Genomic DNA, 21590 nt, shown 5'->3' with positions numbered 1-21590 from the left:
GAATACTGAATACTGATCACTGACGACTGATTCCCATCTGCCCCCTATGAACCTACGTCTCCTCGGCCTCCTTTCCCTCCTGGCGTTCAGTGCGCAGGGGCAGGAGGTGCTGACGCGGGCGGCGCAGGTGCGGGCGCTGCCGCCGGATCGGGCGCTAGAAAGTGTGCCGGTGGATCTGCAGGCGGTGGTGGGTTTCATCGAGGCACCGGGAGGCGGTACCGTTTTCATCCAGGATGAAACGGGGGGCACTTTTTTCCGGGCACCGGATCGCACCCAGCCGATGAAGCCGGGGGATCGGGTGCATGTGAAGGGCACCAGCATGCCGGGGCTCTACCTGACAGGCATCATTGCGCAATCGTATAAGGTGCTGGGCTCGGGCAATCCTCCGTTGCCTGCTCCCGCCGGGTATGAGGATCTGGCCACGGGACGCTATCATTACCAGATGGTGCAGGTGGAGGGGATCGGGCGGCGATTGTCCATGCCGGAGGAAAACCATTCGGTGTTGCACTTGGCGTTAGGTAGCCGGGTGGTCGAGGTGCGAGTGGATGCGCCTTTGCCGGATGGCATGGAGGATTGGGTGGATGCACGTTTGCAAATCACCGCGCTGGCGGCGGGCGGAATCAATGACCGTCGGCAACTGGTGTTTCCCTACCTGCGGGTGAGTGACTGGAGCGAGGTCAAAATTCTGAAACCCGCGCCTGCGGTGGCAGACCTGGAGGCCCTGCCTGCGGCCCGGCTGCTGCGTTTTGATCCCGGTCGCATTCCGGAATTTGGCCATCGCGTGCGCACCATGGGCAAGGTGCTGGCCGCTTTCCCGGATGGGCAGGTTTTTATCCGAGACCTGAAGGCCGAGGTCCAGGTGCCCTCCTCACCACCCATTAAGCCTCTTGTTCTGCCGACTGATAATGCACGCCCGGCAGCCATGGCGGTGCGGCTGGCCAGCCCGCAACTTCTAAAGCCGGGGCAGTTGCTGGATGTGGCGGGTTTTCCTAACATGGATGGCTTCAGCGCCAGCCTGGTGGACGCGGTGCTGGTGAAGGAAGCCACGCCCGTGGTGCATGGGATGGAGCCTGTGCAAGTGACGCTGAAAGAAATCGCCAGTGGCAGCTTTGACGCAGATTTGGTTAGGTTGGAGGTGGAGCTGGTGGATGCCTATCGTACGGGGGCAGGCTGGGAGCTGAGGCTGCTCTCAGGTGCTCTGCCCATCCGCGCTCTGCTGCCGACGGCCGAGGACATCCCAGACCTGCGGCCGGGCTCCCTGCTGCAACTCACGGGCATCTGCCGCATCGAGTCCTCCACGGATCAGGGGTTCCGCTCCCGGCCTGAACGGGCCATGCTGATGCTGCGTGGGGCGGGAGATCTCGTTGTGCTGAGTGCGCCGTCCTGGTGGACCGTGCAGCGGCTGGTCGGTTTAGTAGGCTTGTTGCTGGCCCTCGTGGCGGGTGGTCTGCTGTGGATCACGCTGCTGCGGAGGCAGGTGGCGAAGCAGGGGGCGGCCCTGCGCCGTCGCATCGCCCATGAGGCGGCACTGGAGGAGCGCCAACGCATTGCACGCGAGTTCCATGACACACTGGAGCAAGAACTTGCCGGGCTGTCTCTGCGGCTGGATGCAGCCGTGACTCGACCTTTGGAGGAGAAGGCCAAGCGGCTCATGGAAACCTCCCGTCATCTCGTCTCTCGAATTCAAACCGAGGCCCGCAATCTGGTGGCGGATCTGCGCGCCGACCCTGAGAGTGTGACGGATCTTTCTGCGGCCTTGCAAGAGCTAGCGGATCGTACCCTGAGCGATCTGCTGCAAGTGACCGTGCTGGTGGAGCCACCCTTGCCAGCCCTGCCCGTGCATGTAGCGCATCATTTGCGCATGATCGCGCAAGAGGCCGTGACCAATGTGCTCAAGCATGCTCACGCCACCTCCATCGTGCTGGGGTTGCGAATGCACGAGGGGCAGCTTTGCCTGACGGTGGCGGACGATGGCCAGGGCCTGGATCAAACCTCCACTCAGGGCCAAACCGGGCACTTTGGCTGCATGGGCATCCGCGAACGCTGCCTGCGCATCGGGGCTCAAGTCGAGTGGCTCGACAATCGACCTCGCGGCACCCAGGTGCGTGTGACCTTGCCCCTTACTTCTGAATGACCATGGCTGAATCTCCCATCACCCTTTTGCTCGTGGATGACCACTTTGTCGTGCGCAGTGGCCTCGCCGCTTCACTGGAGCTGGAAGACGATCTTCGAGTGGCTGGCGAAGTGGATCGAGGGGAACTGGCTCTGGCCGCTTTTGGTCAGATCCATCCCCAGGTCGTTCTCATGGACTTGCAATTACCGGGGATCTCCGGCATCGAGACCACGGCGCAGCTAATGACTCTGCACCCAGACGCCCGAGTGCTCATGTTCTCTACCTTTGCCCGAGATGAAGAGGTGCAGGCTGCACTACGAGCCGGCGCTTTAGGATACCTCCAAAAATCATCCTCACGCGAAGATTTGCTCAAAGCCATTCGCACCGTCGCCCAAGGCGAGAAATGGCTGCCTGCTGACTTAGAGGCCCGCTTGCGCGAACGAACTGCCGAGCCAGAGATCACCCCCCGTGAGCGAGAAATCCTGACGCTTGTCACCCAGGGAAATGCGAACAAGGAAATTGCTGCGACTTTGGGCATCGGGGAAGACACGGTGAAACAGCATGTCAGCCGCATTCTGGTGAAGCTAAAGGTCAATGATCGCGCTCAAGCCACGGCTGAGGCCATCCGACGCGGCCTCGTGAGGGTGTGAGTAGCCTTTTTTAAAAGGGTTTATCTTTTGTGGCAACAATGTCTGATCTCGCATAAAAGTTGTCAGAGGAAGAAAGGGGCAGACCATCGTTAGATAGAGTGAAATTCAATCACTCCTTCCAACCATGAAGTTTGTTTCCCTCCTAGCCTTGTTTTTGCCTTTGGCCGCTTTGGCTCAGAGCCCAGTCGCGGGGCCTGTGCGTGTATTATATCTTGATACTTCCAGTGCTGAACGTTCCAAGCTCGGCGCTCTGCATGAGGCCATGAAAGAACTGGGGCGCGACGCCATCTGGTTCGACTACGCGACCGAGGCCTCCACAGCGCCTAACTATGATTACGTCTTGAAGACGGAAGATGCGGGCAAGCCGGAAGCCATCCGCGCTCAGGTGCTCGCCGCGTTGTCGAAAGAAAGACGACAGAGCTACGAAGCTTTTTTGGCCCAGCGTGAGCCTGAAAAACGCGAGGCTCACCCCATGGTGGCCAACTATGAAAAGCGCCCGCAGCCGCTCACCTTCCAGCATCCTTTCGATGTCAAAGGCAGCATGGAACGAACCCAGGTGCCTGCGGATATGGAACTGAAACTCTTCGCGGCGGAACCAGACATCCGCAAGCCCATCGCCTTTGCCTGGGATGATCGCGGGCGCTGTTGGGTCTGTGAAACGAGCGACTATCCGCACGGTCTCGTGGAAGATGGGAAAGGGAATGACTCTATCAAGATCTGCGAGGACACTGATGGCGATGGCCGGGCTGACAAGTACACCGTGTTTGCGGATAAGCTCAATATCCCCACCGCTTTGGTATTCGCAAACGGCGGAATCATCGTCAGCCAGCCCCCACGTTTCATGTTCCTCAAAGACACCGATGGCGATGATAAAGCAGACATCCGTCAGGATATCATCACCGGTTATGGCATTCGTGATACCCATGCTCAGGCTAGCAATCTCCACTACGGCCTGGACAACTGGATCTATGGCTGTGTGGGCTATAGTGGCTTTGAAGGCACCGTAGGAGGCAAAGACCTAAAGTTCATGATGGGGACTTATCGCTTCAAGCCCGATGGCAGCGCCTTGGAGTTTTTGCACCAGTTCACCAACAATGCCTGGGGACACAGTGCCAATGCTGCGGGGGATCAATTCGGTGGCACGGCCAATGGCGCACCCATCTTTTACGGCGGCTTGCCACAGTCCATCATGCCCAATGGCTTGCGAGCGATGACGGCGAAGAAGATCAATGAAGTGGACACCGTTCACACGATCACGCCTAACTATCGTCAGGTGGACGTCTTTAATGGTTATACGGCTGCCGCCGGTAGCGCCTTTATCGAAAGCAACTCTCTACCCACACGTTTGCAAGGTATGGCCATGGTTTGTGAACCCACGATGAAAGTCATCACGCTCATGGACGTGCAGCCGCAGGGGGCTGGCTACACAGCCAAGGACAGCTACAATCTTGTGGCCAGCACAGACGAATGGATGTCTCCTGTCTTTGCTGAAGTCGGTCCCGATGGCGCGGTGTGGTTTGCGGATTTCCAAAATTTCATCATTCAGCACAACCCCACGCCGAGTGTGGAACGCGGCGGATTCAAAGGAGAAACGGGTGTCGGTGGGGCGCATAAAAACGATCTGCGTGATCATGAACGCGGGCGCATTTATCGAGTGGTGGCCAAAGGTGCACCCGCGAAGATTTCTAGACCTTCATTGCAGGGCGATACTCAGTGGTCACGTCTCACCGCTCAGCGTCTGGATCTGGAAAAAAGCACCGCTCCAGAAAACGCGACTGCGCTTATGAATCAAGGCGGCGTTGCAGCAGTGCATACCTTGTGGACGCTCCACGGTCTAGGCAAGCTGGATGAAGCCACGCTCAAAGCCGCTCTCCTATCGAAAGAGCCGATCTTACGTCGCAATGCCATCCGTGCCCTGGGAGCGGATGAGAAAGCTGCGGCACTGCTCTTTGGCTCGGGTACCATCACAGATTCAGATCTCCACACCCGTCTAGCTGCCTTTGTGAAATTGGCCGAGTTACCGACGACGGAGGAAATCAAAACCCTTGTGGCCCGCCTCAGTATGGATCCCACCGTGCAGCAGGATGAGTGGCTGGTAGAGGCTGCTCGTGTCTTGTCAAAGAAGCACGGTGCCAGCGCCTTTAAAGAAGGGCCAAATCTGCTGACCAATGCTGGCCTGGAAGAGATCGGCACAGATGGGCTTCCAGTCGGTTGGAAGCGGCGTGACTACGGCACCAAGGCGGGCACTCTTCAGGCCGAATGGAAATCTGTGGGTGGTGAAGGGAAAAATCATGCAGGTGATAAAGCCGTACGCTGCATCACCCGGGATGATGGAGATACCAGTCTCTATCAAGACGTGCCGCTAAAGCGTAATATCACCTATCGTCTCAGCGGTTGGGTGAAGACTCATGCGATGAAAGGTAAAGTCAGCTTCAATGACCACATCGGTCGCCATGAAACGGCCAAAAATTCGGCACGTGTCAGTGACTGGAATGAAGTGGACGTTGTTTTCACCAATAAAGACAAGGACAAAGCCAGTATCAATATCCTCCATGTGGGGAAGGGGGATGGCTACTTTGATGAGGTGAAGCTCTGCGAGTTGACACCCGTGAATGATGAAAAGCAAACCTTGTTAGGCGATGCTAAGCGTGGAGAAGAAATCTTCTGGAAGCATCCCGTCGCTGCGTGCATGACCTGCCACATGCTAGGGGGGAAGGGCAGCGCGGTGGGGCCTGCGCTGGATGGCATCGCTAGTCGCAAGGATGAAGCTTACATTGTTGAATCCCTGGTGAATCCCAATGCTCGTTTAGCTGAAGGCTACACGGCCACCCCCATCAGCCCCATGCCGCCCATGAATCTCATTTTGAAACCTCAGGAGTTCGAAGACGTGAAGGCCTTCATCCTGAGTTTGCGTGCGGAATAACTAAAAATGTGTATAAGAAAGGCCAGCTTCCAGGCTGGCCTTTTTTTGTTCCTTGATGCAAAGCCTCACGCAGATCATGGCGGATTGAGAAGAGCTTCAAAGTCCCTCATACAAGTTATTTAAAATCTACCGCATTCGCGTCATTCATTCCACCTCTCCAGCAGAGATGCTACCGAGCATATCTTCTCGCAATAAGACCTGTTTATGAAAAGCGGCGACGGGGCAGGACGATTGTTGGTCACCGCAAGCTAGTGCGCTGTTATCATGAAGACAGAAGCCTGCGCTCTTGCTTTGCCTCTCATCCCACGGCGCCCGCCTTTTCAATCGGACAATCTTCCTGGAGCAGGTCTAAATTGATTTCAGGGAATGCAGGCGTAAAAAAACCGCACCTTTTGAAGGTGCGGTTTTAAATGATTGGCAATAACCTAACGAAAAGTCATTCAAGGTTTTGCTGCGGCTACTTCAGCGGGCTCAAGCTGGGAGAGCGCCATTTCAGAGCCTGGATCACGGGTGATCGGCCAATAAGCTTCCATATTAAGGCGCTCAGGTGGCGTCAGGGCCAGCACTTCGTTGCCTGCCTTAGCCGTAGTCTGATAAGCCAGTGGAACGACCGTGATGCAGATGCGGTCTTCATCCATACGCTGCACATGCAGGGCAGAGGCGTAGCTCCGCTTCTGTAGGGTGATGGTATCTCCCGCAGTAAATGGAGCGCTGTCTTTCTGAAGTCCGGGCATCACCAATTCAAGATCCACATCTTCCAGTTCACTTGAGCGAGCTCGCACAATCCACCCCTGCGTAAAGACATCTGATTCTGCCAGAGGCCGGGCACTCAGCACACGGAAGCTGCCCATGAGATACATCGGCTGCTCATGCTGATAGTTGCGCAAATAGGAGCGCTTAAACAGATCATTCCTGACACTAAGCTGTTCTTGATTGTAAGGGAAAAACTCTCCCAGAACATCGCGTGGGTTCAGGGACTTCCCGGGTGGCGCTGTGTAAATCGTATATGGGCGCAGCGGAGTCAGCTTTTTAAATTTCGCCAACACCTTGTAATTGAACGGCTTTTCCGGATGGGAAAAGATCATGATGCTGAAAAACCAGCAAAAAGTGGCCGCCCCCATCAGCAAGGTGATGAGGATAGCCCACCAAAAGATACCGCCGCCTTCCTTTTTTTGTGAAAGGCTGCCTCCGCCATAAGAGCGGTATTCGCTTCCGTCGCTCAGAAATCGAACTTGCATATCAAAATTGAGAAAATTGTTAAAAACTGTAAAATCAGTCTCCTGAAATTTTACTGGTTCAAATCAAAAAGAAAAGTTTTTTTTGTGAATAACCGAAAATTTGTTCCTCAGGCAGATTCCTTTGGTTCAAACGATGTTCCACAGCCACAGCTGCGGCTTGCATTGGGGTTGATAACACGGAAGCCGGCATCGTTCAAAGCATCAATATAGTCAATTGTGCTACCATCGAGAAATGCCAAACTGTCATTATCCACGATCAGCGTGACGCCACTTTCGGTGAAGAGGTGATCGGTCGCCTCAGGCTGGGCGATACGCATTGCGTATTGCAAGCCTGCGCAACCGCCTTTTTCGATACCGATGCGGAGACCGCTGCCAGCTGCGGCGTCTTGGGCCTTGAGCATGTGGGAGAGTTCCGTGATGGCACTCGGGGTGAGCTGAATCATAAAAAAGAGATAGAAAGAAAAAATTCCGCAAACCTAGATTAGCATTCTGGTGCGTTGATGTGACATGGTGGGTTTACGTGCATTCGTCCTGCACTATTTGCAGAGTTATGTCAAAAATTCGTATTCTTTCCGATTCACTCGCCAGCCAAGTGGCGGCGGGAGAAGTCGTGGAGCGACCTGCCGCAGTCATTCGTGAGCTGGTTGAAAACAGCCTGGACGCCGGTGCTCGGCATATCACGGTGGAGGTGCAGCGTGGCGGCACAGCCCTCATCCGCATCACCGATGACGGCTGTGGGATGGATCGTGAAGATGCGATGCTTTGCATGGAGCGGCACGCGACGAGCAAGATCCGGACCAAAGAAGACCTCGCAGCCATTCGCACCTTCGGTTTTCGGGGGGAGGCCCTGCCCAGCATCGCCAGCGTCTCGCGCTTTCGTTTGGCCACCCGTGAACGGGAAGCCCTCAGCGGCACAGAGATTGAGATCATGGGGGGCAAGCTCAGCGCTGTTAAAGACCATGGTGGTAATCACGGCACGGTGATCGAGGTGCGCTCCTTGTTTTTCAATGTGCCCGCTCGGCGCAAATTCCTGCGCACGGAGGCCACCGAATATTCCCACATCGAGCAGCAGTTTCGCCTCCATGCGATCGCTAATCCCCAGACTGCTTTCACACTCATTCGGGATGGGGCTGTCACTTTTCATCTGCCAGGGACGGCAGATATGATGGACCGCATACGCGGCCTAGCAGGTGAGGAATTGGTGACTCGTCTCATCAAGCTGCCTGAAGTCGAGCACCTCGGCGTCGGCGTTTCTGGTTACATCGGCGGGCCAGGACTCAGTCGCTCCAATCGGCAGCAGCAGATCACTTTTCTAAATGGTCGGCCCATCGAGAGTCCCGCCATCAATTATGGTCTCAAGGAAGGCTTTCACAATGCCCTGATGAAAGGGCAGTACCCTGTGACCTTCCTCTTTCTGGAGATGGAAGCCCAGTCCTTTGATATCAATGTGCACCCAGCCAAAAAAGAGGTGCGTTTCCACGATGGTTTTGCGGTGCGCGAGGCCGTCGCCCGCGCGGTGAAGCGGGCCTTGGAGACGGGCAGTAAGCTGCCCACGGGCCATGTGCCATCCCTACCGCGTCTGCCTGTGGCAGAAACTGCGAATGTCCAGTCAGAGTTGGTCATCCCTGCACCTTCGGGTGCCCGTGCGGCGGTGTCCCCACGTGCCGCTTCGTTCCTCACGCCATCGCCTGTTATCTCTGCTCCTCGTTCGTCGGTGGCCACTTCGCCATCGCCCCCTGAGGTCACGCAGCCTGCTTCTGCGGAGTCAGCTTCCTCGGTTGAAAAAATTCCTTCTGTTGCACCCGTCCGGCAGCCTGAATATGAAGAGGAGGAAGATCCGGCCAAAAAACAAATGCCGCACTTCCGCATCATCGGCGTGCTGCATAAGCTCTACGTGCTGATGGAAAGCACCGAGGGGCTCGTGCTCATGGATCAACACGCGGCGCATGAGCGGGTGAACTTTGAAAAAATGCGCAAGGCCATGGAGCAGGGCGGGGTGCCATCCCAGCGGCTACTCATGCCGCTCACTTTGCAAACCAGTCCACGCGATGCCGACGTGTTGATGCGCAATCTTGAGGCCTTATCTCGCTTGGGTATTGAGGCAGAACCCTTCGGTCCGAACACTTTTAAGATCGAGGCTTTGCCTACCTTTCTGAAAACCGACGATCCTCTCGCTTGGCTGGATCAGGTGATCGAAGAACTGCAAAGCCTCAGCTCCAAGAGTTCCTCTCTGCGCCTCGGTGAAGACATGATCGCCACCACCGTGTGCCGCCATTCAGTCAAGGCAAATGACCGCTTGGCTTTGCCAGAAATCCAGGCCCTGCTGGATGATTTGTTCGCCTGCGAAATGCCGTATTGCTGTCCGCATGGCCGCCCCACGCTCATTCAGATGTCTCTCAATGAGCTGGAGCGGAAGTTTGGTCGTCAAGCTCCTTGAGTCGGATCGCCGTGGGGTCGCTTAAACAACGATCGACCAGATGACTTTCAGGTAACGGCTTTCGGGGCAGTTGGACATCACAGGGTGATCTAGCCCAGGTCCCGTGCGGTCCAGGATCTGCAGCTTGCGTCCATGACGGTGGGCCACCCCCATCACCAGTTCTTCAAATTCTTCCGTGCTGATCAGCCCAGAGCAGGAGCAGGTGACAAACAGTCCGCCACGTTTCACAAGCTGGATCGCGAGGCCGTTGAGATCGCGATATTTAAAGATGCCTTCTTCCTGCGTGTCTCGGTGATGGATCAGTTTTGGGGGGTCCAAAACCACAGTGTCCCAAAGCTCACCGTTTTTGATCATTTGGCGCGACCAGCCAAAGGCATCTCCCTGCGTCCAGTTCAGCTTGGTCTGGTTCAGGTTCGCATTCTGTTTCGCCTGGGCGATGGCCTTTTCATCCAGGTCCACACCGGTCACATCTTCACACTTGCCGATGAGCTTGGCCGCTAGGGCAAAACCACCCGTGTAGGTGCACAGATCCAGCACACGTCCTTTGGCCAGTTGGCCGAATTTCAGACGGTTATCGCGTTGGTCACAGAAGAAGCCGGTCTTGTGGCCATCTTCAAAATTCACCGCAAAGCGCACGTCGTTTTCACGGATGCGCACCGTCTTTGGCGCAGGATCATCCACCTCCGGTACATCGCTGATGCGCATGCTTTCGATGAGGGAGATATCTGGATCCGTCTGGATGACATGCTGGCTAGTGCCTAACTCCTGGTGCAATAGCGGCAGCCAGCGGCGGATACGCCTCCACACACCTAGGGTCGTCACCAGGATGGAAAGCGTGTCATCATAGCGATCCACAATCAGCCCACTGATGCCATCTGCATCGGAGTGGATCACGCGATACGCATCCGTGGTCGCATCCAGCTTCAGCGTCTCCTTGCGCAGCCGCACTGCTTGCACCAGTCGGGCATCCAGATCCGCTTCACCAAAGGGTGTGAGTCCATGGTGGATCACCCGCAGAGGGACACGTGCTTTAGGATTCAGAAAGCCAGCTCCAAAAGGTTGCCCCTCTTTGTCATACACATTCACCAGATCGCCGGCTCCAGCATCGCTGGAGATAGCTCCTACCATGTTTGGGAAAATGGCCGGGTGGTAGGAAAAGTACTTCATCTGCGCCCATGGACGTACCCAGGTTTCACTGCCAGGGGGCGGTGGCTTCGGAGCATTCGATGGATAACGGGAAGGGTAGGGACGAGGCATGGGCGATTCTGCTGGAATCCTCACCATTGGCACAGGATTTGCAGATTTCACTTCTCAATCCGCAGAATCCTCCGCCAAAGTGCAAAATCATGCCCGAAGCCAGCCTGAAGACCCTGCATCTCACGGAGCCCTTCCGCATTGCTCATGGAGTCTCCTCCACCCGTCAGGTAGTGCGCATTACCGATGGCCAGGCCACAGGCGAGGCACCTTTCGTCCCCTATTATGGCGAAAATCCGCAGGAAACATTAGCATGGCTTCAGGGCGTGCATCTGGGGGAAGGCACACGTGCTGGGCGATTGGCTTTAGATCTTTTCCATGCCGATCAAAGTCCCACACCCCTCTGGCATCGCGCGGAAAGAACCCTCGGCCCAGGTCGCCCTTGGCAGGCCATCCACGCCTGCCGCTCCCTCGGCATTCCGACCGATCTGGCCGTCTTTGCAGAAAAAGTGCGTCACACCGCGCAGCAGTTCCGCGTGCTGAAGTTAAAGCTCGGCAGCGGTGATTTAGCTCATGATGAAGCCATCGTCGCCACCGCCCGCAGTGCGGCACCCCAGGCCACCATGTTTGCCGATGTGAATGGCGGCTGGTCCGTGGAAGAAACGGTGCAGATGCTGCCCCGCCTCGCTCGGTATGACCTGGCCTTGCTGGAGCAGCCCATCCATCATCGAGGCGGGATAGACTCATGGACGGAACTGCGAGCCAAGTTGCCGCCTAAATCCTTGCCCCTCTATGCCGATGAAAGCGCGCAAAACGCGGCCGATGTTCATCGTCTGGCCACTCTGGTGCAAGGCGTGAATGTAAAGCTCCTCAAGTGCGGCTCCTTTGCTGGAGGCATCGAGATGATCGCTGCCGCTCGCCAGCATGGTCTGGGTATCATCCTCGGCTGCATGATCGAAAGCAGCCTCGGCACCACTGCCGCGGCGCACTTGGCTCCCTGGGCTGATTTTGTGGATCTCGATGGCCATCTTTATCTGGCTGATGACGATTATCTCGGCATCACTTTTGACGCTGAGGGCCGCCTTCTCATGCCACAGGAAAAGGGCATCGGTGCCCGCCCCCGAACGTAATACCCATCATCATGATCGAAGACCTCACGGCTCGTGCCCAGCATCATCTGCCAGAGGCCTTACACTGGCTGCGGCGCATGGTGGAAATCAATAGTTTCACAACAAACGTTCCGGGCATCCAGGCCGTCGGCCAGCTCACCGCCGCCTGCTTTAACACGCTTGGGTTCGTTGCGGAATTTATTCCTGCATCCCACCCAGCTCATGGTCCTCATTTATTATTGCATCGTCCGGGCTTGGCCGCCAGCTCTCCCCCCATCGTTTTGGTCACCCATCTAGACACCGTTTTCCCACCGGAGGAGGAAGTTCAAAACAACTTCCGCTGGCAGGAAGAAGGCGTCCGCATTTACGGCCCTGGCACTGTGGATAACAAGGGCGGCACCGCCCTCATCTGGCTGCTGCTGCGCACGATGAAGGACGTGCTGCCGGATCTCTTCGAGAACACGCACTGGCTCATCGCCGCGAATTCGGCGGAAGAGGTTATCGGTTCTGACTTCGCCCAGCAAACCCAAGAACGCTGCCCTCAAGGTGCCCGAGCTGTCCTGGTTTTTGAAGGCGGGCCAAGAGACGAAACCGGCTACCACATCGTCACCGCGCGTAAAGGGCGGCTGGAATACCGCATCACCTGCCAGGGCCGTGCCGCCCATGCCGGCAGCAATCACGCCCTGGGCATCAATGCCGTGGTCGAGCTCGCCTCCCTCTTACCCTTTGTTCATGCATTGAATAGCCCTGCGGATGGCCTAACCGTGAATGTGGCGAACATTCAAGGAGGTACCGTGCTCAACCGCGTGCCTCATGAGGCCGCGGCCGAGCTAGAAATGCGCGCGTTTGATCCCCAGGTTCTGGCACGCGCTGCCATCGCACTGGAGGCTATGGCCGGACCCACTGCCGCCGGGGCCCAGATCGTGGTAGAGCGTCTAGGTAGCACCACCGCTTGGCCTGGAGGCATGGAGACCAATCGTCTATTTGAGGCCTGGGCCCAGGCTGGAGCCGCCCTGAATCTTCCCGTTCACCCCATGGCCCGCGGCGGCCTCAGCGATGCAAACTACCTCTGCTCTTTGGCCCCCACACTCGATGCCATGGGGCCCAGTGGCGGCAATGCTCACTGCTCCGAACGCACCCCAGATGGCAGCAAACTCCCTGAGTATGTCGAGCCAGACACCTTTGTGCCCAAGGCAGTCATGAACATCCTCGCCCTAGCCTCGTTGGCATCGCCCTCCCCGTAGCCGCGTCCACCAGGACGTGGGGATTGGAAAAGTTCGAAAGCTCAAGAACCTTAGCCCAGACCACTCACTGGCGTGAGCAGCTACAGCATGTAGCCGCGTCCGCCAGGACGTGGGGATTGGAAAACCTCGAAAGCTCAACAACCCTCGTCCAGACCACTCACTGGCGTGAGCAGCTACGGCGTGTAGCCGCGTCCGCCAGGACGTGGATATTGGAAAAGCATCGAAAGCTCAAGAACCTTCAACCGGACCCCCCACTGGCGTGAGCAGCCACAGCGTGTAGCCGCGTCCGCCAGGACTTGGGGATTGGGAAGCCTCGAAAGCTCAAGAACCCACGCCCTTCCCCCCACTGGCGCGATCAGCTAAACCTTCCCTCCACAAAAAAGCCCCGGCATTCACCGGGGCTTCAAATTTTGAGAACTAAATCTGGTTAGGCTTCGATTTAGTTCGAGCGGCCAAGGTAGCTGTTGTCTTCCGTCTTCACGCTGATCTTGTCGCCAGGACCAATGAACAGAGGCACCTGTACCACCAGACCGGTTTCCAGCTTCGCAGCCTTGTACACGTTGTTGGCGGAGTCGCCCTTCACTCCCTCAGGAGATTCGGTCACGGTCATCACCACAGAAGGCGGCAGTTCGATGCCGATCACCACGTCGTCCGCGAACTGGACCGTGTATTTCTGGCCTTCGATGAGGTAATCCTTGGCGTTTTTGACCTGGGATTCCATTAGCACCACGTCTTCAAACGTCTCAGGGTGCATGAAGTGGTAGTCTTCACCGTCCTTGTAGCTGTACTCATGCGGCTCACGGTTCAGGTTCACGGCCTCGAGAGACTCGTTGGAGGTCATGCGCAGGTTGTACACCTTGCCGGTGCTGAGGGTGCGGACGGACATCTGCACGTAGGACGCCATGCGCGGCGGCGTCTTGAGTTCGAAATCGGACACGATGCAGACTTCGTTGTTGTAACGAACCGCGTGCCCCTTGCGGAGGTTGATGACTGGGGTTGATGCCATAGAGAGCGAGGGTTTTAGGCCCATTTCTGGGAAAAGCAAGAAGGGAATCACGTGGTGAGAGGGGGCGATCCTGCTGATGGGCTGAATTTCTTCCGCAGATAATAACCCACGACATCAGCCACTTTAAAAGGCTTAGTTTCCTGCCTGGCTACCCTGACTCGTTTAGAATAACAGCCATCTGAAGCAATGAGGATTTCACCTCTCCACCTTCTTATTTTCGGATCCAATCCTTAGTGAAATCCATCTTCGTTCATGGTGATTTGAAGCGTGATTTTTTCCGCACTCTTGTTTGGAGCATGCTGACGAGCGTATATGTCTGGAGTTCTAGTCAAGACCTCCTGCTCTGATATTGACATGATTCGGCTGAGATTGAATTCATGTCCCTAATATGAGCGTTAAATACCAATGCACCCATTGCGATTTCACCCAACGGGTTCGTCAGGAGGCGAGGGTTTATGAAAAAGAGGAACCTAAATGCTTACGTCCTATTTGTTGGCTGGCCTGGTGCCATACTTGCAAGAAAGTCGTGGATGCAGAACGAGTTCCGACGTTGAGAGAACTGGAAGATCACTTGGAAAGTGTCCGGCTCGAACCTTATGCGGAAAGAAAACTTTTTGCCTACTGGCCACCTGACGAGGAAATCATTGTTACTCAGCGTTACATTGAATGGCGAAAAAACAGAGTGGCCCCTTCAAGATGTTTTGAATGCGGTGGACACGATGTTCTTTTTTCGACGGCCTCTTATGGAGACCTGCCGTGCCCTCAATGTTCAGGTGGGATGGAAGCACACATCACCTTGATCGGGGGGAGCTTTACCCGCTTTGCTGCTGCTGTATATTCGCTGGAAGGGGAGCTGATCACCCCAGGAAATGCTCCCGAAGAATGGCTGATGGAATTCTAAACTCCACTTTAGAAACGGGAGATTATTTCAATTTCCAAAGTTTCTTATCACTGCGCACATACACTGCGCCGTCACTGATTGCAGGGGTGCTTAAAATGGTGTCCTTAAGCTCAACGGTATGGACGATTTCGCCTTCTTTGGCGGTGGTATCGACGACCTGAAAATCACCGCGCTCGCTGGCGATGTAGATATACTTGCCCGCTGCGACGGGTGAGCCAGAGAAGGGGCCTTTGAGGCGCAGTTTCCAGGCTTCATCACCGTCGGTCGTACTGGCTTTGATGAGCACACCCGTGCCGTTGAGAACGTAGATGGAATCTTCAATGACCAGGGGACTGCCTGTACCAGGTTTGAGACCTGCGGCGCGCCAGAGTTGGGAGGCTGCACCTTTTTCGGGTACCACCGCAGTGACTCCATTGGAAGGGATGTAAATAGCGGTCTTGGTGACGGCGGAACTCGGGATGGTGGAGGCCCCATCGGTGTAATCCCACACCACATCGCCTGAGTGCGGTTCGATGCCTGTGAGCCCCTTGCTTGACTGAAGTGCAACGACGTTTTGATAGATGACGGCGCTGGTCCAGTTGGCAGCTTTTGGACGTTCTTTTTTCCAGCGGTTTTTGCCCGTAGCCACATCAATGCCCACAGCGATGGACTCGCTGTCGTTTTCGCTTTGTACGACCAGCGTGTCACCCACCACAACGGGAGAGGAGGACATGCCAAGACTGTTGCTGGCGTTGGCATAATCATAGGTCAAGCCACGCAGCCACAGGAGATTCCCAGTGAGGTCAAAGGCGAAGAGATCGTTCGTCGAATAGAGAGCAAAGACACGTTCGCCATCGCTACACATGGTCGCGGCGGCCACGCTGGTCTTGTTGTGCGTCATGGTGCGGCCCGTGGACTTCATCACGCGCTCCCACAGCTTTTTGCCATCGGCGGTGCTGAAGCAAAAGACGTGCAGATTGGCCTGATCCGGCCCGCTCGCGCAGGTGAGGAAAAGTTTGTCGCCAATGATGATCGGGCTGCTCAACCCACGGCCTGGCAGGTCCACACTCCAGTTCACCGAGACCTTCGGTCCAGGGGCGGCTTCAGTGGAAACGGCGGAGGCATTCGGCCCGCGGAACTGCGGCCAATCGGCCGCCATGGCAAACGAAAGAGTCCCAAGGGTCGAAAGCAGCAGGGCAGGGAAGAGGAGTCGGCGAGACATGGCAGGCTATGGGGCAAAAAGTTAAGGCAGTTCCTTGAGCTGGATGTGGCGGTATTCCATCTGACCGCGATCTCCTTCCACGCCGATGGGGCCGGTGGCGGGGAGGGCGAGGGCAGCTTCCAGGACTTCGCCATTGCAGGTGCAGTGGGCGACTCCGTCCTTCACGGTGACTTCGATCTGGTTCCAGTCCTGCGCTTTGTAGTTTTTCAGGGTCTTGTAAGCATCGGGCCCTGCCACCAGATAGTCACGGCACTGGAGCTGTGGTTTGCGGATGAAGATGCCGCTGTCCGCATTCACCGAGGCGCGGAACTGCATCTTCAAAATGAAGTTTTTGGGAAACTCTTGAACGGTATAAAACTGCCCTGTGAGTTTGTCCATCTCCGTGGGAAAACTCACGGTCAGAATGCCATCCTTGGCAAAGTAACGCCCCGCATCCTTAGCCTCCGTCTGCCCATCGAACTTGGCCAGAATCGCCCCAGGATTCGGATTGTCCTTCTTGGTCTTTTCGCGGAAGCACCAGCCACTGAGGTCCTTGCCATTGAAGAGACTAATAAAGCCCGGCTCCGGCGTGAACTCCTCCCCCTGGGCAGTGGAAAGGAGGCTGATGGCAAGGAATGGCAAAACAAGGCGGCGGAAAATCATGATGGGCAAATAAAGGGAATTGAGATACAATCAAAAAGGGTGCGAGTGATATCACTTGGCCGAAGCAATCGCCGTTCCGGTGGCATCGCACACGCGGAGCTGGAATTGCCATTCCACCGTCCACTGTTCGGTCTGCTCATTCTGGCAGCACTTCACAAGGATGGCGTTTTTGCCTTTTTTAAGCCTGACGGGAAGTTTGTACTGATCCAGCTTGGCTCCGCGATGGTATTCATCCCGAGCAAACAGAAGCTCGCCATTCACCCAGACTTTCCAGCCGTTTTTGCAGCCCAGGCGGATCTGAGCGTCGCGTTCTTCGGCCGATTCAAACTCGGTGTAGGCATAACCCGTCACTTCCTTCAGCAGGGTGAAGGGCTTGTTAAAATCAATCATCCCATACTCGTCCTTGCTGGTGAAGTCGGTCCACTTCGCCTCGCCATTTTTGCCAGGATAGGTTGCATCCAGCTTGATTTCCTTCTCCGGCGGGAACTCGGTATCAAAACCCTTCCGCTCCACATTGGTGAAGGGCGCAATGAGCTTCCAGTTCATCACAAAACCGAAGTGCTTGGGCAGATCCACGGGTTTCTCCAGGTCCTTCAGTTTCTTGGCCAGGATCTTGATTTGGTCCTCATCTCGGGCGCTGTTCATCGCCTGCTGGTAGGAGGCGATGGCCGCTTCCTTCTTCTCTTGCGCCAGGGCCTCGTCCCCCGCGTCCAGCAGTCGTGCTACCGGATGCCGGCGCAGCTCACTGCTAGGATCCTCCAGCAGACTCGGCGTGATCTTTTCTGCCAGCTCGGGCTCCGCACGCTGGATCAGGTCAAACGCCACCACTCGCGCCGTCGGGCTGTTTTTCGTATTGTGCAAAAAGGCCTCGATGCCCTTCACCGGCAGCTTTTTCGCCGCGATGGCCTGATCCGCGATCACCCCGACTGCGGCCCTCAGCCAATTTTCTGCCAGAGGATTAGCTCCATTCATGCCGGACAGTACCTCCGGCAGTGTCGCCGGGTCGGCCTCTGTCAGTTGTTTCCACGCCGCTGAGGCCTTTTCATTGCCCTCGCCTTCCTTGGCGACGGCACGGATTTGCTCCAGCGGAACCTTTAAACTGGCTGCATGCACAGGCAGCAGGCCAAGCCCCAGGCTGATGAGAAGAAAAGATTTCATAAAAGAAGGGAATCGCCCGCAGGCACTAGCACAATACTACCTCAACAGGCTGCGTTCTTTCAGCCAGCCGTAGCCCTCGCCTTTTTCTGCTCGGTCCACAAACTGCTCCATGTCAGGCCGTGCGATCTGTGGGTACTGCGTCACCAGCTTGCGGTAAACTTTGGCAAACTGTCGCGCCCCCTCTGTTAGACACGCCTCTGCATCCCCATCGGCAAAGGCCGCTTTCGCCCCTCCCAGCATAAAGGCCCGCAGCAGTGTCGCCTCCGTCCCTGGGGCCACCGTCTTGCAGTGCTCTAGCCAGCCAGCCACCGGGTCTTCCGGGATATTGATCGGGAAATACGGCGTCTGTTTCAGATATGCCAGCACCGCGCCCGCCGCCTGTTCCCCATTTTCAGAGAAAGGATCCGCCATGTAGCCATCCACCAGCTCGCGGATGTGACTGCGCAGCGCCGGGTCCTTGATCACTTGGAAAACCAGCCCCACCAGCCGTTTCATCGCCTCCTCGCCCGCATCGCCCGTGTTCGCAGGCCGCATGTGCCGCAGCGTAATGATGTAACCATCCAGGACGGTGATGCCCAGCCACTGCCGCACTACCGCCTCCTCCGTGCCCTTTTCAGACGTGCCGATCCGTGTCGCCGTGATGATGCGTGTCGCGATAGGGATCGACTGCTTCTGCCACAGCTCCAACTCTCCGCCGATCGGTTCGCCAATCGTCAGGTTCTTATACCGCCCCTGTTTCACCATGTTTTCCATGTCCTTAGATACCACATCCATCTCGGCCAAAATCCGCCGGTGCTGGTCCTTGATCGTCAGCAGCGGAGCCTCCGCCTTGAACAGGAATATATCCAGCCGCCCTTGCTCCTCCAGGCTCTCATAGCGCAGCAGCACCCCGCCAGACTGGTAGTCAAAGTTCCCCGCAAACCGGTAATTCCCTAAAAACGCCGGGAAAGCCAGCTTCGTCGGGTCATGCTTCCACGGCTTCCCATCCGCCGCCGGCGGCTTCCATTGGCCATTCGGCTCCGCTGCACACACCGCCCCACAGGTTGCCACACAGGCCAGAAGAAAAGGGAAAAGGAATTTTTGACGCAAAATCATGCGCCGGATGTTGCGTTGCCCGCTCGATTGATGCAATGCCAAAGCTCCACAGGTTTTCCACACCCTAGCCGCGTCATATCGCCACCGTTTGGGCATTTTCCTGCTCTTGACTCTGGCCCTCTGCCGCCGAACTACTTGGCTTCACTTTTTTCTCCCCTCAAGACCCAATGCCCCGCCGAATCACTTACCGCGACGCCATCCGTGAAGCCCTGGACGAAGAGATCGCCCGCGATCCCATGGTCGTCGTCATGGGGGAAGAAGTTGCCCAATACAATGGCGCTTACAAAGTCACCCAGGGCCTCTGGGACAAATGGGGTGATAAACGCCTCGTAGATACCCCCATCAGCGAAGCTGGCTTCATCGGCATGGGTATTGGTGCCTCCATGCTCGGCGTCCGCCCCGTCATGGAGCTCATGTTCTGGAGCTTTTACACCGTCGCTTGGGACCAGATCGTCAACAACGCTGCCATGGTCCGTTACATGTCCGGTGGCCAGATCCATTGCCCCATCGTTATCCGTGGCCCCGCCAATGGCGGCACCAGCGTGGGTGCTACCCACAGCCACACCCCGGAAAACATCATGGCCAATTTCCCCGGCATGAAGTGCGTCGTCCCCAGCAACGCCTACGATGCCAAAGGCCTCCTCAAAGCTGCCATCCGCGACAATGACCCCGTCATGTTCATGGAAAGCACCAAGCTTTATGGTGAAGAATGGGACGTCCCTGCCAATGATGAACTCCCCGGTGGCGAGCTTTTCATCCCCCTCGGTACCGCCGACATCAAGCGTGAAGGCACCGATATCTCTCTCATCGCCCACGGCCGCGCCGTCATCACCTGCCTTGAGGCTGCTCGCATCCTGGAAGAGGAACACGGCATCAGTGCCGAGGTCGTGGACGTGCGCACCATTCGCCCCCTTGATGAGGAAACCATCCTCAACTCCGTCTCCAAGACCCACCGCGCCATCTACGTCGAGGAAGGCAAACCCTTCTGCGGCGTCGGTGCCCAGATCGCCTACACTATCCAGGCCCAGATCTTTGACGAGCTCGACGCCCCTGTCTTGCGTGTCAACAGCCTCGATTCCCCCGCCATCTACAGCCCCCCTCTCGAGGCTCTGCAACTGCCCACCCCAGACGTCGTCGTCGCCAAGGCCCTGTCCATCTGCTGATCTGCCGCCCTCGCGTCTCCACGTTCCCCCTTTGACCCCTTGACCCGCTGACCACCCCGGTCATCCCTCCTCAAGCCCCACCTTCTCCGCCTCCTTCCTGCCATGCCCAAAATCATCGAAATGCCCAAACTCAGTGACACCATGACCGAGGGGACCCTCGCCAAATGGAGCATCAAGGAAGGCGACAAAGTCACCACCGGTCAGGCCATCGCCGACGTGGAGACGGACAAGGCCACCATGGAAATGCCCTGCTTCTTCGAAGGCACCATCCATAAGATCATCGTCCAGGCTGGCGAAAAAGCCCCGCTCAATGCCCCCCTCGCCATCGTCCTAGAGGAAGGCGAAGCTGCCCCGGCCAATCTTGACGAAATCATCGCCACCGCCAAAGCTGCTGCCGCGCCCGTGCCGAAGGCTGAAAAACCCGCCGCAGGCAGCAGCGCCAAAAAAGTTGTCTCCGCCCCCGGCCCACGCCTCCCCACCGCCCCCCAGCCCGCCCGCCGTGCTGCCGCTGCAAATGCCCGCGTGAAGGCCTCCCCCCTCGCTCGCAAAGTCGCTGAGGAAAAAGGCGTGGACCTCTCCGCGCTCGAAGGTACCGGCCCTGGCGGCCGCATTATCCGGGCCGATGTTGAGAATGCCCCCGTCGGTGGCACCTCCGGCTCCGCCCGCATCGCCGCCACCCCCGCCATCCGCCCCACTTACACCGATGAAGATCAGCGCGTGCCCACCAGCAGCATGCGCAACATCATTGCCGAGCGCCTCCTCGCTTCCAAGACCCAGATCCCCCACTTCTACCTCCAGATGGAAGTGGATGCGGGGCCGCTCATGGAGTTCCGTGCGCACCTGAACGCCACCAATGAAAAAACCGGCGGCAACAAGTACACCGTCAACGACTTCATCCTCAAGTCCGTCATCCGTGCCGCCCAGGCTCAGCCCGCCATCAATGCCGCCTGGGATGGTGATGCCATCGTCAAGTTCAAGTCTGTCGGCCTCAGCGTCGCCATCGCCATCGAGGACGGCCTCGTCACCCCCGTCATCAAAGCCGCCGAGAAAAAGACCCTCCTGGAAATCAGCCAGAGCGTCAAAGACCTCGCCGGCAAGGCCAAGAATAAAAAGCTCAGCCCGGATGACTTCGCTGGCGGCACCATCACGGTCTCAAACCTCGGTGCCTACGGCATTGATCAGTTCTCCGCCATCATCAATCCGCCCCAGGCTGCTATCGTCGCCATCGGTAGCATCCGCAGCGCCCCCGTTGTCAATGACAAAGGCCAGATCGTCGTCGGTCAGCGCATGTGGGTCGGCCTCAGCGGTGACCACCGCGTCGTGGATGGCGCCGTTGCCGCCACCTTCCTGGCCGAGATGCGCAAATTCATCGAAAGCCCCGCGCTGATGCTCGTCTAAAAGTGAGGCGGGCACTCCTGCCTGCCCTGCTTGGTAGGGACGCGCTGCGCCGCGTCCGACTTATACCGCTCAGACTCATCCCAAAAACCCCGGTCCCCCCAGACCGGGGTTTTTTTAT

The 21590-nt window shown here is 57.1% G+C and carries 17 protein-coding genes; 9 read left to right on the top strand and 8 right to left on the bottom strand.

Features of this window, described 5'->3' with window-relative positions:
- Positions 1 to 46 precede the first annotated feature (46 nt).
- The 3 genes from HNQ64_RS22995 (at position 47) to HNQ64_RS22985 (ending at position 5686) form a co-directional block, all read left to right on the top strand.
- On the top strand, positions 47 to 2134 hold the full coding sequence (locus tag HNQ64_RS22995; RefSeq protein ID WP_184213044.1) for a sensor histidine kinase: 2088 nt from the start codon (positions 47 to 49) through the stop codon (positions 2132 to 2134).
- A 2-nt stretch (positions 2135 to 2136) separates the two neighbouring features.
- Positions 2137 to 2763, top strand: coding sequence for a response regulator (locus HNQ64_RS22990; RefSeq protein ID WP_246431172.1), 627 nt, complete (start codon positions 2137 to 2139; stop codon positions 2761 to 2763).
- A 124-nt stretch (positions 2764 to 2887) separates the two neighbouring features.
- Positions 2888 to 5686, top strand: coding sequence for a PVC-type heme-binding CxxCH protein (locus HNQ64_RS22985; protein WP_184213040.1), 2799 nt, complete (start codon positions 2888 to 2890; stop codon positions 5684 to 5686).
- Between the two features lie 440 nt (positions 5687 to 6126).
- Here HNQ64_RS22985 and HNQ64_RS22980 read toward each other — a convergent pair whose 3' ends face one another.
- Positions 6127 to 6924: a hypothetical protein gene (locus HNQ64_RS22980; RefSeq protein ID WP_184213038.1), complete on the bottom strand. Its 798-nt coding sequence runs from the start codon at positions 6922 to 6924 to the stop codon at positions 6127 to 6129.
- Positions 6925 to 7031: 107 nt separating this feature from the next.
- Positions 7032 to 7367 carry a HesB/IscA family protein gene (locus tag HNQ64_RS22975; protein WP_184213037.1) on the bottom strand — a complete coding sequence of 112 codons (336 nt, stop codon included), beginning with the start codon at positions 7365 to 7367 and terminating at the stop codon, positions 7032 to 7034.
- A 107-nt stretch (positions 7368 to 7474) separates the two neighbouring features.
- Here HNQ64_RS22975 and mutL point away from each other — a divergent pair, with 107 nt between their 5' ends.
- On the top strand, positions 7475 to 9361 hold the full coding sequence (gene mutL, locus HNQ64_RS22970; RefSeq protein WP_184213035.1) for a DNA mismatch repair endonuclease MutL: 1887 nt from the start codon (positions 7475 to 7477) through the stop codon (positions 9359 to 9361).
- Positions 9362 to 9382: 21 nt separating this feature from the next.
- On the opposite strand, the gene HNQ64_RS22965 is transcribed toward mutL, so the two are convergent.
- A complete protein-coding gene (locus HNQ64_RS22965; RefSeq protein ID WP_184213033.1) occupies positions 9383 to 10618 on the bottom strand; it encodes a class I SAM-dependent rRNA methyltransferase in 1236 nt (411 codons plus the stop codon).
- Between the two features lie 89 nt (positions 10619 to 10707).
- Between HNQ64_RS22965 and HNQ64_RS22960 the strand changes: the two genes are divergently transcribed.
- Positions 10708 to 11685 (top strand): enolase C-terminal domain-like protein, encoded by a 978-nt coding sequence (locus HNQ64_RS22960; RefSeq protein WP_184213031.1) that lies wholly within the window; start codon positions 10708 to 10710, stop codon positions 11683 to 11685.
- A gap of 11 nt (positions 11686 to 11696) precedes the next feature.
- The gene (locus HNQ64_RS22955) at positions 11697 to 12908 is read left to right on the top strand and encodes a M20/M25/M40 family metallo-hydrolase (RefSeq protein WP_184213029.1); all 1212 of its coding nucleotides are present in this window, start codon (positions 11697 to 11699) and stop codon (positions 12906 to 12908) included.
- Positions 12909 to 13347: 439 nt separating this feature from the next.
- On the opposite strand, the gene efp is transcribed toward HNQ64_RS22955, so the two are convergent.
- Entirely contained in the window at positions 13348 to 13914 is a 567-nt protein-coding gene (gene efp / locus HNQ64_RS22950; protein ID WP_184213027.1) for an elongation factor P, read from the bottom strand.
- Positions 13915 to 14302: 388 nt separating this feature from the next.
- Here efp and HNQ64_RS22945 point away from each other — a divergent pair, with 388 nt between their 5' ends.
- On the top strand, positions 14303 to 14815 hold the full coding sequence (locus HNQ64_RS22945) for a hypothetical protein (protein ID WP_184213025.1): 513 nt from the start codon (positions 14303 to 14305) through the stop codon (positions 14813 to 14815).
- A gap of 22 nt (positions 14816 to 14837) precedes the next feature.
- On the opposite strand, the gene HNQ64_RS22940 is transcribed toward HNQ64_RS22945, so the two are convergent.
- From HNQ64_RS22940 to HNQ64_RS22925, 4 genes are read right to left on the bottom strand one after another with little or no spacing between them, the layout of a single operon-like run.
- Positions 14838 to 16016: an outer membrane protein assembly factor BamB family protein gene (locus tag HNQ64_RS22940; RefSeq protein ID WP_184213023.1), complete on the bottom strand. Its 1179-nt coding sequence runs from the start codon at positions 16014 to 16016 to the stop codon at positions 14838 to 14840.
- A gap of 21 nt (positions 16017 to 16037) precedes the next feature.
- On the bottom strand, positions 16038 to 16658 hold the full coding sequence (locus HNQ64_RS22935; protein WP_184213021.1) for a 3-keto-disaccharide hydrolase: 621 nt from the start codon (positions 16656 to 16658) through the stop codon (positions 16038 to 16040).
- 51 nt (positions 16659 to 16709) lie between these two features.
- On the bottom strand, positions 16710 to 17816 hold the full coding sequence (locus HNQ64_RS22930) for a hypothetical protein (protein ID WP_246431171.1): 1107 nt from the start codon (positions 17814 to 17816) through the stop codon (positions 16710 to 16712).
- A gap of 36 nt (positions 17817 to 17852) precedes the next feature.
- Positions 17853 to 18911 carry a hypothetical protein gene (locus tag HNQ64_RS22925; RefSeq protein WP_184213019.1) on the bottom strand — a complete coding sequence of 353 codons (1059 nt, stop codon included), beginning with the start codon at positions 18909 to 18911 and terminating at the stop codon, positions 17853 to 17855.
- Positions 18912 to 19078: 167 nt separating this feature from the next.
- Here HNQ64_RS22925 and HNQ64_RS22920 point away from each other — a divergent pair, with 167 nt between their 5' ends.
- Positions 19079 to 20074, top strand: coding sequence for an alpha-ketoacid dehydrogenase subunit beta (locus HNQ64_RS22920; RefSeq protein WP_184213017.1), 996 nt, complete (start codon positions 19079 to 19081; stop codon positions 20072 to 20074).
- A gap of 102 nt (positions 20075 to 20176) precedes the next feature.
- Positions 20177 to 21472 (top strand): pyruvate dehydrogenase complex dihydrolipoamide acetyltransferase, encoded by a 1296-nt coding sequence (locus tag HNQ64_RS22915; RefSeq protein ID WP_184213015.1) that lies wholly within the window; start codon positions 20177 to 20179, stop codon positions 21470 to 21472.
- The last annotated feature ends 118 nt before the right edge of the window (positions 21473 to 21590 follow it).

Source organism: Prosthecobacter dejongeii, assembly GCF_014203045.1.
GTDB lineage: Bacteria > Verrucomicrobiota > Verrucomicrobiia > Verrucomicrobiales > Verrucomicrobiaceae > Prosthecobacter > Prosthecobacter dejongeii.
Note: the sequence above shows the minus strand (reverse complement) of the source record. Positions and strands in the feature narration are given on the sequence as shown.

What these genes read in the sequence shown, in the direction of transcription:
- HNQ64_RS22995 (WP_184213044.1), top strand. Translation starts at nt 47, where the DNA reads ATGAACCTACGTCTCCTCGGCCTCCTTTCCCTCCTGGCGTTCAGTGCG.
- HNQ64_RS22990 (WP_246431172.1), top strand. Translation starts at nt 2,137, where the DNA reads ATGGCTGAATCTCCCATCACCCTTTTGCTCGTGGATGACCACTTTGTC.
- HNQ64_RS22985 (WP_184213040.1), top strand. Translation starts at nt 2,888, where the DNA reads ATGAAGTTTGTTTCCCTCCTAGCCTTGTTTTTGCCTTTGGCCGCTTTG.
- HNQ64_RS22980 (WP_184213038.1), bottom strand. Translation starts at nt 6,924, where the DNA reads ATGCAAGTTCGATTTCTGAGCGACGGAAGCGAATACCGCTCTTATGGC.
- HNQ64_RS22975 (WP_184213037.1), bottom strand. Translation starts at nt 7,367, where the DNA reads ATGATTCAGCTCACCCCGAGTGCCATCACGGAACTCTCCCACATGCTC.
- mutL (WP_184213035.1), top strand. Translation starts at nt 7,475, where the DNA reads ATGTCAAAAATTCGTATTCTTTCCGATTCACTCGCCAGCCAAGTGGCG.
- HNQ64_RS22965 (WP_184213033.1), bottom strand. Translation starts at nt 10,618, where the DNA reads ATGCCTCGTCCCTACCCTTCCCGTTATCCATCGAATGCTCCGAAGCCA.
- HNQ64_RS22960 (WP_184213031.1), top strand. Translation starts at nt 10,708, where the DNA reads ATGCCCGAAGCCAGCCTGAAGACCCTGCATCTCACGGAGCCCTTCCGC.
- HNQ64_RS22955 (WP_184213029.1), top strand. Translation starts at nt 11,697, where the DNA reads ATGATCGAAGACCTCACGGCTCGTGCCCAGCATCATCTGCCAGAGGCC.
- efp (WP_184213027.1), bottom strand. Translation starts at nt 13,914, where the DNA reads ATGGCATCAACCCCAGTCATCAACCTCCGCAAGGGGCACGCGGTTCGT.
- HNQ64_RS22945 (WP_184213025.1), top strand. Translation starts at nt 14,303, where the DNA reads ATGAGCGTTAAATACCAATGCACCCATTGCGATTTCACCCAACGGGTT.
- HNQ64_RS22940 (WP_184213023.1), bottom strand. Translation starts at nt 16,016, where the DNA reads ATGTCTCGCCGACTCCTCTTCCCTGCCCTGCTGCTTTCGACCCTTGGG.
- HNQ64_RS22935 (WP_184213021.1), bottom strand. Translation starts at nt 16,658, where the DNA reads ATGATTTTCCGCCGCCTTGTTTTGCCATTCCTTGCCATCAGCCTCCTT.
- HNQ64_RS22930 (WP_246431171.1), bottom strand. Translation starts at nt 17,816, where the DNA reads ATGAAATCTTTTCTTCTCATCAGCCTGGGGCTTGGCCTGCTGCCTGTG.
- HNQ64_RS22925 (WP_184213019.1), bottom strand. Translation starts at nt 18,911, where the DNA reads ATGATTTTGCGTCAAAAATTCCTTTTCCCTTTTCTTCTGGCCTGTGTG.
- HNQ64_RS22920 (WP_184213017.1), top strand. Translation starts at nt 19,079, where the DNA reads ATGCCCCGCCGAATCACTTACCGCGACGCCATCCGTGAAGCCCTGGAC.
- HNQ64_RS22915 (WP_184213015.1), top strand. Translation starts at nt 20,177, where the DNA reads ATGCCCAAAATCATCGAAATGCCCAAACTCAGTGACACCATGACCGAG.